We start from the raw sequence: 17,187 nt of genomic DNA on the forward strand, positions 1-17,187 counted from the left end.
TCGCGTGGGCGGGCGGTTTCATCATGCTGTGGTTGTACGGGACCGAATGGTTCCTCGATTTCAGCTTACTCGGCACAAACATGCGTGAGCTGTTCCAGGTCAAAACGATTAACCTCAGTGTCGCGGTCTGGGTCGGGTTCCTAGCCCTGTTCGGTATCGCCAGCGACGACGGCGTCGTGATCGCATCGTACCTTGACGAAAGCTTCCGCAAGGATCGCATCGAGAACGCCCAGCACGCTCGCGAAGCCACTGTGGCTGCGGGTCTGCGTCGCGTTCGCCCGTGCTTGATGACCACGGCGACGACAATCCTGGCATTGATTCCAATCCTGACATCGACCGGCCGCGGAAGCGACATCATGGTGCCAATGGCGATCCCCAGCTTTGGCGGCATGGTCATCGCAATCATCACGATGTTTGTCGTGCCAGTGCTGTACTGTGCGGCGATGGAGTGGAAGCTGCGACTAGGTATTCAGGACGAACGCTTTGCCAAGGATGCTTGAGGTAGATGGAATTTGCAAGCGTGAAACATTAACTCCCAGACTCCGGCATCGAAGGCCACGACCACGTTTTCGATTGGTTCCGGAGAAGAGATTGAACAACGGTTGGCACGATGCCCGACTCGAACGCCGGTCCTTGAAGCTTCAATTGAACAATTTGAGCGGGAATGCCGAACAAGTAGGTAGCGAAGTAAGATTGATAAATGGCGCGAAAAACGGCCGACACCGCCGGTCGAGCAGCGGTCGCACGTGTGGATGCGATCAGGATGACCTTGTTTTTTACTCTCTAGCCGCCTAAAATGCTTGCGTCTATACCTCTTTAGGAATTTTGCCGCCTGATGTTCCGTCTCGCCCTCATTTCGATGATTGCCCTTCGGGTGGTCTGCTGTCCCGTGCTTTGCACCGGGTGCGATGAAGGTGTACGAACGGTTCAGGATAGTCAGACCCACTGTACCTGTTCCGCGTCTGAGGCGGAAACTTGCGATGGACAAGCGGCATCGACGCCGTTGGAACATCCGTCGGACTGTCCCTGCCCGTGCAAATCCGGCCAATGCGAAGTCACGATTGATTCGAGCCACCGCTTGGTCGATCTTGACGGGTTTTTCGCCGTCGATTTCAGCCCGTGTTGCCTTGAAACGGTTGACGTTTCGCGGGTGTTTGCGGCACGCGGCTACGACCCGCCTCCGCATTGCAATCTGGAACGTGGTCGCGATGTACGCATCGCCCACGCCTCTTTTCTGCTTTAGGCCCTGCTGGCCTTCGGTCGCTGAACAGCCCCTCATGTGAAGTTGCGCGCATTTGCCGCGCCTTCGCGAAAGTCTGGCTGGTCAGCTCCTCCGCGTTCCATGCGTTCGACGCTGCCTGCGTCGATTGTTTGATCCGCAATCTCACCAGCAGGAAGTTTTCCAATGAACCGCTCAACAGTCGATGCGTCGCCACGCACGTCACCAAAAAAATCATCTCCGCCCTCGGTCAATGGGCATCCAGTCCAAGCATCGCTTGCCAAAAAATCTCATACCGACAGGTCTGAGACCGAGCGCCCTCTTGCCGAGACTACAAAGAAGGCTCGCGGTCCGCTGCGGCGGAGCGTGGGACTGGCCCTGTCCAGCATCGGGCCAACTTTGGTGCTGATCGGTTTCGCAGCGGTCTTTTATTACGGACATCACAACGATTGGCGGATTCCCAAGTTCGCCGCGTTGACAGGCGATGTCGAGCCGGTCGTCGATGATTGGTGTGAAGAACACGCGGTGCCGGAGTCCATTTGCGTCGAGTGCGATCCGACGTTGATGCCAAAAGAACAGGACTACGGTTGGTGTTCGGATCATGGCGTTCACAATTGCGTGCTCGATCATCCCGATGTCGCACAGCTTAAGCGGCTTCCTTCGCAAGGGGAACTTGCGGCGGACTTGCAGCGTGCGGCGCGTGCGTTGGCGATTGCCCCACGAAAGGAGAACAACAGCGGTTGCAAGATCTACCAAACGCGGATTCAGTTCGCGTCGATTGAAGCTGTGATGCAGGCGGGCGTTGATGTCGAACTTGTTGAGCGGCATCCGATCGTGGAGTCGATCGTCGGCAATGGTGAGATTGTCTACGACCCGACGCGGCAAGCCAAACTGGCCTCTCGCGTGCCGGGCAGCGTTTGGAGAGTTTTCAAGAACGTGGGGGACAAGGTTTCCGAAGGCGAGGTGCTGGCGGTCGTCGATGCCGTCGGGGTCGGCGAATTAAAAACGTCGCTGCTTCGTTCGCTTGCCGAAGAAAATTTGCAACAACAGAACGTGTCGCGTTTGACGGCGGCACGAAGCGCGATTGCGGGGGCGAGAGTTCTGGATGCCGAGGCGGCATTGGCAAAGGCACGAGCGGATGTCTTGAGTGCGGAGCAATCGTTGCGAAATCTGGGGTTGCCGGTTGACGTCAAACGGCTTCGGGGAATGGACGAACAATGGGTGCTCGACGAACTGCGGTTTATCGGCATTCCTTCGTCAATCCGCTCGCAACTCGATGCACAAAGTGCCACTGCCAACTTGCTGCCGATCGCGTCGCCGATGGATGGAATCGTAATCGAGCGAACAGTGACGCCGAGTGAGGTGGTCGATCCGTCGCGGATGCTGTTTCAAATCGGTGACACTCGCCAGATGTGGCTGCAACTAAGCGTGCCGCTGGAAAACATGAACCAAATCGCAATCGGACAACGCATCCGGTTCACGCCCGATGGCAGTCGTCAGGTCGTCGAGGGTGTGCTGGACTGGATCGACACGTCGGCAGATCAAGACACTCGCATGTTGGAAGTGCGGGCGGTGCTGGCCAATGACGGCGGGCGGCTTCGCAACGAGACATTCGGCATGGGAGAGATCATCCTGCGTGAAGAAGCCGACGCGATTGTCATTCCGACCGGGGCGTCGCATTGGGAAGGCTGCTGCCAAGTCGTCTTCGTTCGCGACAAGGATTATTTCTCCGGCCCCGACAGCTACAAGCTGTTCCACGTCCGCTCGGTTCGATTGGGTGCCCAAAACGGCGACGTCACGGAAGTCATCTCCGGTGTCCTGCCCGGCGAGGTCATCGCGACCGCTGGTAGCGACGTGCTAAAGGCGCAGTTACTGAAAAACAATCTTGGTGCAGGCTGCGACTGCGTCGCTGAATAAAGGAGAGCACGGATGCTTAATTGGCTGATTGATTTTTCGCTCAAGCACCGCGGGTTGGTGATTGTGGCGGCGTTGTTGTTTGCGGTTGTCGGCGGTTTCTCGCTGCAACAACTCGACATTGACGCATTTCCCGATACGACTCCGGTACAGATTCAAATCAACACGGTTGCGCCGTCACTGGCCTCCGAAGAGATTGAACGCCAAATCACCTTTCCCGTCGAGCAAGCCATTAGCGGTTTGCCGGGACTGCACGAACTGCGGTCGATTTCCAAGTTCGGTTTGTCGCAAGTCGTGGTCATCTTTGATGATGGCATCGACATCTACTTCGCTCGGCAATTGATCAACGAAAGGCTTTCGACGGTGGAATTGCCCGACGGAATCGGGCGGCCCCAAATGGGACCGGTCTCCACGGGCTTGGGCGAGGTCTTTCACTACGTCGTGGTCAACGAAGGCGTTGATCTTTCGCAGGTGTCGCGCGAGCAACGCGTCAAGCAACTGACCGAACTTCGCACCATTCATGACTGGGTCATCAAGCCGCAGCTTCGTTCGGTGCGTGGTGTGGCGGAGGTCAACAGTTGGGGCGGATATGAAAAACAGTATCAGGTGCGGATCGACCCGGACCTACTGCTCAAATACGGACTGACGTTCGAGCAAGTCAGCGAGGCAATTCAGGAGAACAACGAAAACGTCGGCGGCGGTACGGTGACCGATGGCAGTGAGATGCTGTTGGTCCACGGTGTTGGTCGGACGGTGAACATTGCACAAATCGAAGAAGTCATCGTCACGGCCAAAGACGGTGTGCCGGTTCGTGTTCGCGACGTGGCCGAGGTACAGATCGGTCACGAGATTCGTCGTGGTGCGGTCACGGCCAACGGTCGAGGCGAAGCCGTGCTGGGTCTCGGTTTCATGCTGATGGGCGAGAACAGTGACGAGGTCACATGGGCACTGAAGGAAAAGCTCGAACAGATTAAGGAAACCCTGCCTGCCGGTGTAACGATTCAAACGGTCTACGATCGGACGGAACTGATCGACCACGTCATCCATACCGTGCAGAAAAACTTGTTTGAGGGCGGCCTGCTGGTCATCGCCATCCTGTTCATTTTTCTTGGCAATTTGCGAGCCGGGTTGATCGTGGCTTTGGCGATTCCGTTGTCGATGCTGTTCGCGTTCTCGGGAATGTTGAAGTTTGGCATCGCCGCGAGTTTGCTCAGTCTCGGTGCGATCGACTTTGGATTGGTTGTCGATAGCAGTGTCGTGATGATCGAGAACTGCGTGCGGCATTTAGCACACAACCGGGACGGTAAGAGCCGCTTGGAGATTATTCGCGATGCAGCCATTGAAGTTCGCAAGCCGACGATGTTTGGCGAACTGATCATCATGATCGTCTATTTGCCGATCCTGACCCTGGAAGGCATCGAAGGAAAACTGTTTAGGCCGATGGCGTTGACCGTCATCATGGCACTCGCCGGTTCGATGATTCTTTCGCTGACGTTGATGCCCGTTTTGGCGAGCATCTTTTTGCCCAAAAACATCAAGGAAACGGAACCTTGGTTGATCCGCGTTCTGAAATGGCTGTACGCCCCGGTGCTGCGGTTCACCATGCATCACAAGGCGTTCGTGATTGGTTCGGCCGTGCTGTTGTTGGTCAGCGTTTTCACCCTCGTCGCACCTAACCTCGGCAGCGAGTTCGTGCCTCGACTTTCCGAAGGAGCCATTACGCTCAATGTTGTGCGTTTGGCGGGCACGCCGCTTGAAGAATCCATGCGTTACAACACGCGGATGGAGCAGGTGCTACTGGAAAAGTTCCCTGACGAAGTCAACCAAGTTTGGAGCCGCATCGGGACCGCCGAAGTCGCCACCGATCCGATGGGGACTGAACTTACCGACCTGTTCATCACGCTGCATCCCCGCGAGCAATGGACGCGGGCGGAAACGCAAGAGGAACTGACGACTCTGGTGCAACGGGAGCTTCGCGATTTGCCGGGGCCGCGTTTGGCGTTGTCGCAACCGATTGAGATGCGAATGAACGAGATGATCTCGGGCGTTCGCTCGGACGTCGCGGCAATCCTGTACGGCGATGATCTCGATCTGATGAACGAGAAAGCAATCGAGATTGAACGGGCATTGAATTCGATTGCCGGGGCTTCGGACGTGAAGATCGAGCAGATATCAGGTCAGCCGGTTTTGCAAATTCAAGTCAAACAGGATCAGATCGCTCGCTACGGTATCCCCGCCAGCACGGTGATGAACATCGTCCGCTCCTTGGGAAGCAATCATGTCGGCGAAGTCTACGAAGGGCAACTGCGATTTCCGTTGGTGATTCGATTGCCAGAAGAAGCAAGGTCTGACCCGGAAGCCATCGGTGAAATTTTGGTCGCGACGCCGTCGGGCCAACGCATTCCGCTTTCGCGTCTGGCCTCGATCGAGCGTGTGGAAGGTTTCAACACGATCAAACGCGACTGGTATCAACGTCGCATCACGATCGAGGCGAATGTGCGTGGCCGCGACCTTGGCAGTTTCGTCGCCGAGGCACAGCAAGTCGTCGATGCCAAGGTTCAATTGCCCGCCGGTCGCTATCGCATCGAGTGGGGTGGGCAGTTTGAAAACCTCGAGCGAGCACAGACGCGGTTGATGATCGTCGTGCCGATCGCGCTGCTGTTGATCTTGGCATTGCTCTACACAACGTACCGCAACTGGATCGACTCGTTTCGTGTGTTCACGGGCGTTCCCTTCGCATGGATCGGCGGCGTGCTGGCGTTGTGGATTCGCGACATGCCGTTTTCGATTTCGGCCGCTGTTGGCTTCATCGCCTTGTCCGGCGTCGCGGTGCTCGATGACATGCTGCTGGTTTCAACGATCCGACAACTGCGACGGCGTGGGCGTTCGCTGGATGAAGCCGTCGAGGAAGCGGCAATGACAAGATTGCGTCCGATCCTGATGACCACGTTGGTGGCCAGCCTCGGCTTTGTGCCGATGGCCTTCAGCACGGGCATGGGAGCGGAAGTGCAACGACCGCTGGCGACGGTCGTGATCGGTGGCGTTTGCAGCGCCATGATCATGAGCCTGCTTGTACTTCGTGTGCTTTACGTGGTCTTCAACATGCCCACCGAGAGCCACGATGACGATGGAGGAGACGATGACGGTCATTGTCTTGAGCCGGAAGAACCGACCGACCCGGAGGCCGGACTGGAGTTTGATGCTTCGCAAGAGCGAGAGTCACAACGTTGGTCCGAACCGACGACGGTCACCCCCTAGAAATTCGGCCCTGAGCCGAAGGAGAACAAGATGAATTGGATGATGAATGGACGCGGCCTGATGTTTGGTTTGCTGGTAACAGCGGCGATCGGACTGGCAGGATGCAATAGCGACGACGTTGCTACCGAACCGGGCGTGGCGGAACCCGTCGCGGCCACAAACGTGGACCACAGCCACGGTGGTTGGTGGTGCGTCGAACACGGCGTGCCCGAGGAGGAATGTCCCCGATGCGACAAAACGCTGGTGTCCGAGTTCAAGGAAGCGGGCGATTGGTGCGACGAGCACGAGCGTCCCGAGTCGCAGTGTTTCATTTGCAGCCCCAAACGCGCCGAAAAGTTTGTCGCACGTTACGAAGCGAAGACCGGTCACCAACCGCCCGAACCGACCGAGTAATTTGCTCGAGCCAAGTGGCTGGGGGTGTGGTGGCTTCGACCAGCCCGTTGAAAACGCTCGCTCCCAGTCACTCTTTCGTCCCAACTCCCAACTCAAAAGGAGATCGCCATGTGACACTCAGCCCCCATCCGAAAGGACTGACCATTTTGAAAACCACAATCTGTTACCTGGAAGGAATCTGAAAATGTACCGCACCTCCCTCTGCCTTGCCCTGACGTTCGCCTTTGCCGTTTGCATGACCGCCCAAAGCCGAGTGGCCAATGCCGCTGGTGCTTCGACGACCAAAACCACCATCACCTTGAAGGTTCTCACCTGCGAGAACTGCGCCAAGAAGGTGGCGGCCAAGTTGAACGAAGTTCCCGGCGTCGAAAGCGTCAAGACGGACGTCAAATCCAAGACCGCGACCGTCGTTCCCAAAAGCAACGCGACCCCGTCGCCGTTGAAACTTTGGAAAGCGATCGAGAAGGCCGGTAAGGAACCAGTGAAGCTCGTCGGGCCGAGCGGAACGTTCACGTCCAAACCGAAGCAATAGTCTCACACCGACTCTCAATTGATACGCCGCCGATGTGGAGACTTCTTCCGCATCGGCGGCAGTCGGCCAACGAATGTCGGAAGCCAACAACCACCTATGCCATTTCACCAAACTCACCACATCGCCGCCGCGTTGATCGCTCTCGTTTTGCTAACCGTCGGATGCGATCGCGACTCATCGCCAACGAATGTAGTTCCGTCACCGACCAGCGCGGGACCGATTCAGTTGACGGATGATTCGTTTCAAGCTGAAGTCCTTGAAAGCGAACTCCCGGTGTTGGTCGATATGTGGGCACCGTGGTGCCAGCCCTGCATCGCGATGAAGCCGACGATACAGCGACTTGCATCGGAGTTGTCCGGAGATGTGAAAGTGGCCGAATTGAACATTGAAGAGAACCCGTTCATTCAACAAAAGTATGACATTGACAAGTATCCGATGCTATTGATTTTCGTCGATGGCATCGAGGTGCAAAGACTTGTGGGAAGCGAAACCCACGAGCAACTACTCGACGCGCTATCAAATCATGTAGCCGTGGAGAAACAACGATGAGCAAGCTGCCTGTAGAAACAAGACTCGATAGCACACTTGCGCTCGCACGCAATCCGTACCGTTTTGTTTCGTCACGATGCGAGAAGTTCAACACCGACGCATTTGAAACTCGGCTGTTGCTGCAAAAGGTCATTTGCATACGAGGCGAGGAAGCCGCCAAGGCGTTTTACGACACCTCGCGTTTCACCCGCGTCGGTGTCGCTCCGCCGCGAATCGCCAAGACTTTGTTCGGACGCGGCGGGGTACAGGGCATGGACGGCAAGGCCCATCGTCATCGCAAGATGATGTTCATGTCGTTGCTGACCGAAGACAAAATTGGCGGACTGACGAGGCTTGCTCGTGACATTTGGAACCGTCGAATTCTGCAATGGTCACGCATGGATCAGGTCGTGCTTTACCGACAGGCTCAGGAAGTTCTCACCGAAGCGGTTTGTCAGTGGGCAGGCGTGCCGCTCGATCCCGCCGATGTGGATCGCAGGACCAGCGAGCTGGCGGCGCTTTTTGACTATGCAGGCAGTATTGGTCCAAACCATTGGTGGGCAAGGATCGCACGCAAACGCAACGAGGCTTGGCTGCGTGGAATCATCGAACAAATTCGTGCTGGAACCTATCAACCCCTCGAAGACACCGCCGCATTCATCGTCGCCAACCATCGCGATCTCGATGGAAACTTGCTCGACGCTCAAATCGCTGCGGTCGAGCTAAACAACATTTTGCGTCCAACGGTCGCCGTGTCGGCTTACATCGTTCAGTGTGCGCACGCCTTGAACGAGCATCCTGTGATTCGCGAACAACTTCGCGATGGCTCCCCGGATGATTTGCATTGCTTTGTGCAGGAGGTCCGGCGTTACTATCCATTCTTTCCGTTTGCCGGAGCAAAGGTGAAAGAATCATTCGAGTGGCACGGTTACCACTTTCCGAGCGGTCGGAAGGTGCTGCTGGACCTATACGGCACCAACCATGATCCACGTCCTTGGAACCAGCCAGAATCGTTCAGACCATCCCGTTTTCGCGAATGGGACGGGAATCCATTCACCTTGATACCTCAAGGCGGCGGCGATCACTACCAGAACCACCGCTGCCCCGGCGAATGGATCGCGATCGAGCAAATGAAAGCGGCCACCGACGTGCTCGTCAACCGATGCAGCTACGAGATCCCGGAACAGGATTTGCAAATTGCGATTGATCGACTTCCCGCCATTCCCGCTGACCACTTTGCCATGACGAACATTCAACTGCTAAGAGAAGTGCGATGAGCGAGGAACGAGCAAAATTGATACGCCGGGGTCGCAATGTCGAAATTGCCAGCCTGATCTACAACATCACCGAAGTGACCATTTCGCTAACGGCCGGATTCATGACGGGCAGTTCGGCGCTGATCAGTTGGGGCGTCGATAGCATCGTCGAAGCGAACTCCGCCGCGTTCATGATCTGGCAATTGAACGGCGAAGCCAAAGGTATCAACGAGCGAGACAAGCGGAAGAGAAAGAAGATCGCGTTAGGGGTTCTCTCGGGTGCCTTTACGATTGCTGTCTTATTCATCTGTTACGAGGCGATCAGCAAGTTCATCAGCCAAGAAACTGCGTCGATGTCGTGGTGGGGCATTGGCATCTTGCTGGTGTCGTTGGTCGTCAACCCGATGCTGGCATGGGGCAAGTATCGCTACGGCAAGAAGACCGATTCGGCGACTCTGAAATACGACGCCATTGACACGATGATCTGCGAGTACCAAACCATTGTCGTGCTGATCGGCGTCGGTCTGGTGCAGTGGCAAGGTTGGTGGTGGGCCGATCCGGTGGCTGCACTGTTGATCGTTCCCTATGTGGCTTGGGAAGCCTACGAGTCTGGACGCGACGCATGGCAAGTTCAAATCGACGAGGAAGACAACGATGAGTGATACAAACAACATGCAACTTAAAATTCACGGCATGGATTGTGCCGAAGAAGTATCGTTGATCAAACGCGAACTGGTGCCGCTGCTCGGTGGCGATGAGCGTTTGGGTTTCGACTTGCTAAGTGGTCGACTAACCGTCGACCTCGATGGCGTTGACGTTACTTCCGGTGACGTGTTGGCGGCGATCGAGCGAACCGGGTTGAAAGCTGAAACGTGGGAGAACGCACAACAGTCCTCCGACGACCAATCGTTCTGGGTCAAGCATCAGCGGGCGATCATGACCGCGATTAGCGGTGTGTTCGGCGGGATCGGGCTGGTGATTCATTTGCTCTCAGGCGGATTCGACGGGGCCGTCGCAACGCCCGCGATCGTTTGCTACCTGATCGGAATTTTGGCCGGGCTGTATTTGGTGCTACCGAAAGCTTGGCGAGCACTGGTCACCTTGCGGCCTGACATGAATTTGCTGATGTCGGTCGCGGTGATCGGGGCGATCGCGATCGGCGAATGGTTTGAGGGAGCGGCGGTCGCATTCCTGTTTTCGCTGTCGTTGTTGCTGGAATCATGGAGCATCGGTCGGGCTAGACGGGCGATCGCTTCGCTCATGGACCTGACGCCGCCGGTCGCTCACCTGCGACACGAATCTGGAGAAGTCCGCGACGTTGTTCCTGCCGAGGTGCCGGTTGGTTCGACCCTGATCATTCGACCGGGCGAGAAAATACCGCTCGATGGGGAAGTCACCGTGGGCATTAGCGACGTCAATCAGGCACCGATCACCGGCGAAAGCGTGCCAGTCGAAAAGCAGGTCGGTAGTGAGGTGTTCGCTGGAACGATTAACGGCGACGGCTTGCTGGAAATGCGAAGCACCAAAGCCGCTGAAGACACGACGTTGGCCCGCATTATTCAGATGGTCGGCGACGCCGGATCGAAGCGTGCTCCGTCAGAAAAGTGGGTAGAGAAGTTTGCCGCGGTCTACACACCGGTGGTGATGGCGGTCGCGTTGTTGATGCTTTTAATTCCGACTTTGCTGCTCGGACAACCATGGTCGGTTTGGATCTATCGGTCGCTGGTGTTGCTGGTCATCGCCTGCCCATGTGCATTGGTCATTTCTACACCGGTGTCGGTCGTCGCATCGCTGGCCGCCGCTGCACGCAATGGCGTGTTGGTTAAAGGCGGCGTGTTCATCGAGCTACCTGGTAAGCTGGTCGCGATCGCGATGGATAAGACCGGGACGCTAACCAAGGGTGCCCCCGAAGTCATCGACGTCGTTCCGATGAACGACCACGACGAAGAAGAATTGCTAACGCGCGGCGGAGCCTTGGAACTCAATAGCAACCATCCGCTCGCACGAGCCATCGTTGATGAAACCAAGAAACGTGGCATGACGATGCCGCCAGCCGAATCGTTCGAAACGATTCAAGGCAAGGGGGCGACCGGAGTCATTAATGGTAAAAGCTACTGGCTCGGTTCGCATCGCTATTTGGAACAACGCGGTCAGGAAACCCCGGAGGTTCACCAGCAACTCGAAGCGATGCAGGAGGCCGGGCGAACCGTCGTCGTGATCGGCAATGACCAGCACGTTTGCGGCTTCATTACGCTGGCCGATGCCATCCGTGACGAGACTCGAGAGGCAATCAAGACTTTGCACCAAGTCGGCATCAAGCAAATCGTGATGCTGACCGGCGACAACGAAGGCACCGCCAAAGCGATCGGCAAGGAGTCCGGTATCGACGAAGTCCACGCGGAGTTGTTGCCTGAAGACAAAGTCGCGGCGGTCGAACAACTCGTTTCACGTTACGAGCATGTCGCGATGATAGGCGATGGCGTGAATGACGCACCCGCCCTAGCCCGGGCTTCATTGGGACTTGCGATGGGAGCGGCGGGAAGCGACGCCGCGATTGAAACAGCAGACATCGCCCTCATGTCCGACGACCTGTCGAAACTACCTTGGCTGATCGAGCACTCGCGACGAACGTTGTCCATCATTCGCCAGAACATTTGGTTTTCACTGGCAATCAAAGCATTGTTCGTCGTGCTGACCTTGGCGGGAGTGGCATCACTGTGGGCCGCCATCGCGGCCGATATGGGCGCTTCCCTACTGGTGATCGCCAATGGTCTGAGGCTGCTCCGCTGCTGAGACGTTAAAATCGTTACAACCCGATCGCGGATTCTTCCGAATGTTCGCACTTGCGGAATCGCAACTAACAATCCGATCGTACCCATCCGATGGAAAGCATGGGCTGGTCTGTATTTTCACGGAGGAAGACGCGGTGATCGCGAACGATAGGACCAGTACGCGCCGGCGGCGAGCAAGACGCTTGTTGCTTTTGGCGGCTTTGGGTTTCACGAGTGGTTGCCAGTCGGTTGGGCAGCATGTCGCTCAATCGACTTCGAGCGAACACGTCTCGGCGACGAACCAAACGCGGGTTGTTGAACCGCCTATCACCGTGCGGACGGTTGCGTTCACGGACGATGACGACTTGCAGGTCAGAGATCTTGATGAATTGGACGAACTCGACGTCGAGCTTGATGATTTGGATTCGGATGGTGGTGCCTCTGCCAACGATCCCGCGTCTCTACGCGACGCGATGGCTTTGGACGCGGCGAACGAGACGGTTGAAACCGCTCCGTTCATTCAGGACCAGTATTCCTACGGTTTTGAGCAACCCGCCGGACTGACGCTTCAGTCAATTGAGTCGATGGCATTGGGTTCGCATCCGGCCATCGCGGAAGCTCGTGCTCGTGTCGAATCAACTCGCGGGCAAAACGTTCAAGCGGGCTTGCCGTTCAATCCGGTGCTGCAATATCAGTCGGATGAGATCGGCAACGAAGATGCCACCGGTCTGCATTCGGTGCAGATGTCTCAGCAGTTCGTTACCGCCAACAAGCTGGGGATTGCTCAACAGGTGCAGGCCCGCGAGATCCAAAAACAGCAAGCTGCGCTGCGAATTGCGGAGCTTCGCGTTTTGACTCGCGTTCGTGCTGCGTTTGCGACAGCCATCGTATCGCAGCGAAGGGCCAACATTGCTGACCAGATTGTCGAGTTGGCTGAGAAGTCGATCGAATCAGTGAATGCCCTGTTGGAAGCCGAAGAGGTTTCCAAAATTGCTTTGTTGCAGGCTCGCGTTGAAGCTGAGCAAGCGCGGATTACGGCGGAGAACGCTCGAACGCAGTTGCAAGCCAACCTGCGGACGCTTGCCGCTGCTGCCGGGATGCAAACACTGCCGCCCGGACCGCTTAGCGGCAACGTGGGTGACGATCTGACCGGCGCGCCGTGGGAAGCATTGCTCGCCGAAATCTCGACCAACAGTCCCGAACTATCGCGGGCCGGATCGGAGCTTGAGCGAGCTAAATGGTCGTTGCAACTTGCCTGTGCCCAAGTGACGCCGAACGTGACGGGAACCGTCGGTGTTGGTGTCGATGCCGCTACGGATGATACGTTCGCGGTCATTGGCGTCAGCGTTCCGCTTCCCATTCGCAACCGCAATCAGGGCAACATACGCAGTGCCCGAGCCGACATCGCCGCAGCGTCGGCAGCGATCCAGAGCACGCAACTCAGCCTAGAAGCCCGGCTCGCCGAAGCCGTCGGCCGCTACCAAGTCGCGTTGGAACGCTACACCCGCTTGCAGGAATCGGTCGTGCCGACCTCGGAGGAAACCTACAAGCTCTCGTTGGAGGCATTTGATGCGGGCGAAACCGATTTCCTACAACTGTTAACAGCACAGCGAACACTCTTCACGACTCAATTGAACGTCCTGGATGCCGCCGGACAAGCCAAGCAGGCTGCTGCGGAAATCGAAGGCCTGTTGGTGACTCTGAGCCTGTGATTTCCCGCGATACCGCCACCAGAAGATGCGTAATCTGACGAAAGTTTGACATTACTATTGGACTGGTATGGTCGTTTCCACCGTATCGACCGATAATACCGTTGTACCGTACCCGAAGGATGTTTTTGTGTCTGTCGTTTGTCGTCTCACTACCGTCGCCGCATTACTGCTGCACCTGATTTTCGGGTGTTCGCTGCATCATGCTGACGCGTGTGGGCACCACGACCATGACGGATGCCAGCACACCTGTTCAGCGGCTGATTCACCAAGTGTCCACGACGATCACGCGTGTGGCCACGATCACGAGCATGATTGCTCGGGTGAAGAAGAGACGGTGGATTCGATCCACAATGCGATCGAGTTAGCGGCTCCGTGTTGTGCCTGCGAGTCGCAACCCTGTGATGGAAACCATCCGGGGTGCCATGGCGTCGTCGAATGCAGTTTTGTGCCTTCAAGTGATGTCGTGTTCATCATTGATGCTCCGTTGGTCGCGTTCGTGACTTATGAGCACGATCCGATGCTGAGCTTCATTAGTTCGCTATCGGCCCGTCATTTGAATCAGCGGTCGCCGCAGGTTGCGACGGACTCTCTCTCCCATTGTGCTTCTCTCTGCACGTGGATCATTTGAATTGAAGATTGTTGATTGAAGATTGACGATTTGGAAAGGCGTTTGCGCGTCGCCAGATTGTTGAATCCTTCAGTCCTCTTTTGAAATCTACATTCTTCAATCTCAAATCATCAATGTGTTTGCATGTCCACGCTAAGAGCTTGGCTGGTGCGCCTGCGCGGCCCCGTTTTGACCGTCCTGGCGATGGCAATCGCGATCGTCGTCGGCGCGTTCGCCTTTACCGACTATCCACAACAATTTGGCCTCGTTGCCACTGCAATCGTTGAGTCTGATCCGCACGCGGGTCACGATCACGGTCCAGGTGAACACGATGACCACGGCGACGACGACCATGCCGGACATGATCACGATGGTCACGAAGCGGGTCAGTCGATCGAATTGAGCCAGCAGGCTCGTGCGAACTTGCGGTTGAAGACTGAGGCCGTCACCGTTGGACCGTACACGAGCTACATCGAGGTCCCCGGCATGGTGACGCGCTGGCCCGGTGAAACGCACGTGTCGATCACGTCGCCACTGACGGGCGTCATTAACGCGATCAATATCTCTCGTGGCGAGATGATTAAGAGCGGCGAGCCGTTGTTCACGCTTCGGCTGACGCACCAAGACCTCGTCAATACGCAAGAAGACTTCCTCTCGCAGCTCGGGCAACTGGATGTCGAGGAGCGGGAGATTCAGCGGCTGACTTCGGCGTCCCGTTCGGGCGCGATCGCTGGGAAAACGCGAATAACCCGCGAGTACGAACGCGACAAATTGCAGGCGAAAATCCGTGCGGCGAAGCAGTCAATGTTGCTGCACGGTTTGAGTGAAGACCAAATCGCAAGCATCGAACGCACTCGCACGTTGGTCCGCGAAGTCGTCGTGACGGCCCCCTTGGTCGAAGAAGACAATTCACTGCATCACGAATCGCTGGGCGAAGCGAACAACCGAGTCTCGGGCAACCCGAGTGCAAGATTAGCGGCAATACAACCACCGCCGATGTCGCTGCCTTCGCACAATCACATTGACGCTGAGTTCTTGGTCACAGAACTGAGTGTTCGACGCGGCGAATCTGTTAGCGCCGGTCAGCAGATCGCGCAGCTGTCGAATTACAGCCGCTTGCTAATCGAAGGCCAAGCCTACCAGCGTGACGCAGGTCTGTTGCGAAAGGCTGCCGATTCGGGTGCTGAATTGCAAGCCACGATGACCGGTGCGGGCGACGAAGTCGAAACGATCACGGGATTGAACGTGGTCTACATCGGAAACGAAGTCGGTACTGAATCACGGTCGCTGCCGTTCTATGTCGGACTGACCAATGAGATCGAACGCAGCGAACAGGGTGGCGAAAAACGCTACGTCTGTTGGCGATACACGCCCGGCCAACGACTAACCGTTCGGCTACCACAGTCGCAAGTCGTGGACGCGATTGTTGTTCCCAAGGACGCGGTTGCCGAAGAAGGCCCCGAGCGATTCTTGTTCGTCGAGAACGGAGATCACTTTGATCGTGTTCCGGTGGAAGTCATTGCGTCGGACAGCGTCAACGTCGCGATCAAGAACGACGGCCAAGTTTGGCCCGGTCAGACGATCGCCGTTAGCGGTGCTCATCAATTGCAGATGGCGATGAAGAACCAGGCGGGCGGAGCCATTGATCCCCACGCAGGGCACAACCACTGAGTTGTTCGCTTTGCCAAACCAAATCTTTGAGGGATCAAGATGCTAGATAAAATCATTCACTTCTCGCTGAACAGTCGACTGATCGTCTTGGCGGTTGCCGCGATCATGCTGGGCGTTGGTGCGTGGCAATCCTTGCAATTGCCGATCGACGTGTTTCCAAACTTGAACCGGCCGCGTGTGGTGGTCATCACCGAAGCGCCGGGGATGGCACCAGAAGAAGTCGAGACGCTGATCACGTTTCCGTTGGAGACCACGTTCAACGGTGCCAGCGGCGTTGAGGCAGTCCGCAGCAGCAGCGGCATCGGTCTGTCGGTGATCTATGTCGAGTTCGAGTGGGACACGGACATCTACAACGACCGACAAGTCGTCAATGAGCGTTTGCAACTTGCCGCTGAGCAATTGCCCGACGGCGTGAAACCAACACTCGCACCCATCTCGTCAATCATGGGACAGATTCTCATGTACGGCATGTGGAGTGAAGGCGGCAAAACCGAGCCGATGGAGGTTCGCACGCTGGCCGATTGGGTCGTCCGTCAACGATTGCTGACGATCCCCGGTGTGTCACAAGTCTTTTCAATGGGCGGCGGCCGGATGCAGTACCAAGTGCTGGTGAATCCGGACTTGCTGCGTGAATTCGGACTGACGATGGACGATGTCCACACCGCTGTCAGTGAGTCCAATCTGAACGCGACCGGTGGTTATCTGGATCAGCGTGGTGCGAACGAGTTGCTGGTTCGAGGACTCGGGCGAATCACGAGCCTCGCCGACCTGAAAGAGATTGCGATCACACTTCGGGACGGTCGCCCGATCACTTTGGGCGACGTGGCCAAAGTCGTCGAAGGCCCGCAAGTCATGCGTGGCGATTCGTCCGCGTATCTACGCACTGATGATGGGACGGTCGAAGGCGGCCCCGCAGTGGTTTTGACGATCAACAAACAGCCGGGCAGCGACACTCGTGCCGTCGATCAAGCGATTGCCGAAGCGCTCGAAGAATTGAAGGTGTCGCTGCCGGACGACATCCGAATCGCCAACGTCTATTCGCAGCGTTCATTCATCGACCGAGCCATCGACAACGTCGTCGAAGCTCTTGCCGATGGCGGCGTGCTGGTCTTGGTGATCTTGTTTCTGTTCTTGCTGAACTTTCGCACGACGTTCATCACGCTCACCGCAATTCCGCTGTCGATCATCGCAACCGCGTGCGTTTTCGCCGCTTTCGGTCTGTCGATCAACACCATGACGCTCGGCGGGTTAGCGGTTGCCATCGGGGAACTGGTCGACGATGCGATTGTAGACGTGGAAAACATCTTCCGCCGGTTGAAAGAGAAC

General features: G+C 56.7%; 12 protein-coding genes. All 12 read left to right on the top strand.

Going from position 1 to position 17,187, the window contains the following annotated elements:
- Positions 1–500, top strand: a 500-nt coding sequence (locus ACF8AM_RS22590; protein ID WP_392557828.1) for an efflux RND transporter permease subunit, incomplete at its 5' end; no start/stop codon positions are given.
- A gap of 905 nt (positions 501–1,405) precedes the next feature.
- Positions 1,406–3,136, top strand: a complete 1,731-nt coding sequence (locus tag ACF8AM_RS22595) for an efflux RND transporter periplasmic adaptor subunit (RefSeq protein WP_392557829.1) — start codon at positions 1,406–1,408, stop codon at positions 3,134–3,136.
- Between the two features lie 12 nt (positions 3,137–3,148).
- Complete coding sequence (locus ACF8AM_RS22600; RefSeq protein WP_230273868.1) at positions 3,149–6,391, top strand: efflux RND transporter permease subunit; 3,243 nt, start codon at positions 3,149–3,151, stop codon at positions 6,389–6,391.
- Between the two features lie 30 nt (positions 6,392–6,421).
- Positions 6,422–6,784, top strand: coding sequence for an RND transporter (locus ACF8AM_RS22605; protein WP_145295156.1), 363 nt, complete (start codon positions 6,422–6,424; stop codon positions 6,782–6,784).
- A gap of 184 nt (positions 6,785–6,968) precedes the next feature.
- Complete coding sequence (locus tag ACF8AM_RS22610; RefSeq protein WP_235951567.1) at positions 6,969–7,316, top strand: heavy-metal-associated domain-containing protein; 348 nt, start codon at positions 6,969–6,971, stop codon at positions 7,314–7,316.
- Between the two features lie 96 nt (positions 7,317–7,412).
- The gene (locus ACF8AM_RS22615; RefSeq protein WP_145295153.1) at positions 7,413–7,865 is read left to right on the top strand and encodes a co-chaperone YbbN; all 453 of its coding nucleotides are present in this window, start codon (positions 7,413–7,415) and stop codon (positions 7,863–7,865) included.
- Entirely contained in the window at positions 7,862–9,121 is a 1,260-nt protein-coding gene (locus ACF8AM_RS22620; protein ID WP_146414939.1) for a cytochrome P450, read from the top strand. Before ACF8AM_RS22615 ends, ACF8AM_RS22620 begins: the two co-directional genes overlap by 4 nt.
- A complete protein-coding gene (locus tag ACF8AM_RS22625) occupies positions 9,118–9,762 on the top strand; it encodes a cation diffusion facilitator family transporter (protein ID WP_174820141.1) in 645 nt (214 codons plus the stop codon). The genes ACF8AM_RS22620 and ACF8AM_RS22625 overlap by 4 nt, the downstream gene beginning before the upstream one ends.
- Entirely contained in the window at positions 9,755–11,893 is a 2,139-nt protein-coding gene (locus ACF8AM_RS22630) for a cation-translocating P-type ATPase (protein WP_165701112.1), read from the top strand. The genes ACF8AM_RS22625 and ACF8AM_RS22630 overlap by 8 nt, the downstream gene beginning before the upstream one ends.
- A gap of 310 nt (positions 11,894–12,203) precedes the next feature.
- Positions 12,204–13,583, top strand: coding sequence for a TolC family protein (locus ACF8AM_RS22635; protein WP_392557830.1), 1,380 nt, complete (start codon positions 12,204–12,206; stop codon positions 13,581–13,583).
- Positions 13,584–14,334: 751 nt separating this feature from the next.
- Positions 14,335–15,861 carry an efflux RND transporter periplasmic adaptor subunit gene (locus ACF8AM_RS22640; protein WP_392557831.1) on the top strand — a complete coding sequence of 509 codons (1,527 nt, stop codon included), beginning with the start codon at positions 14,335–14,337 and terminating at the stop codon, positions 15,859–15,861.
- A gap of 39 nt (positions 15,862–15,900) precedes the next feature.
- A partial coding sequence (locus tag ACF8AM_RS22645; protein WP_392557832.1) for an efflux RND transporter permease subunit occupies positions 15,901–17,187 on the top strand: 1,287 nt, incomplete at its 3' end.

The organism is Rhodopirellula sp. JB055 (genome assembly GCF_043100905.1).
Taxonomy (GTDB): domain Bacteria; phylum Planctomycetota; class Planctomycetia; order Pirellulales; family Pirellulaceae; genus Rhodopirellula.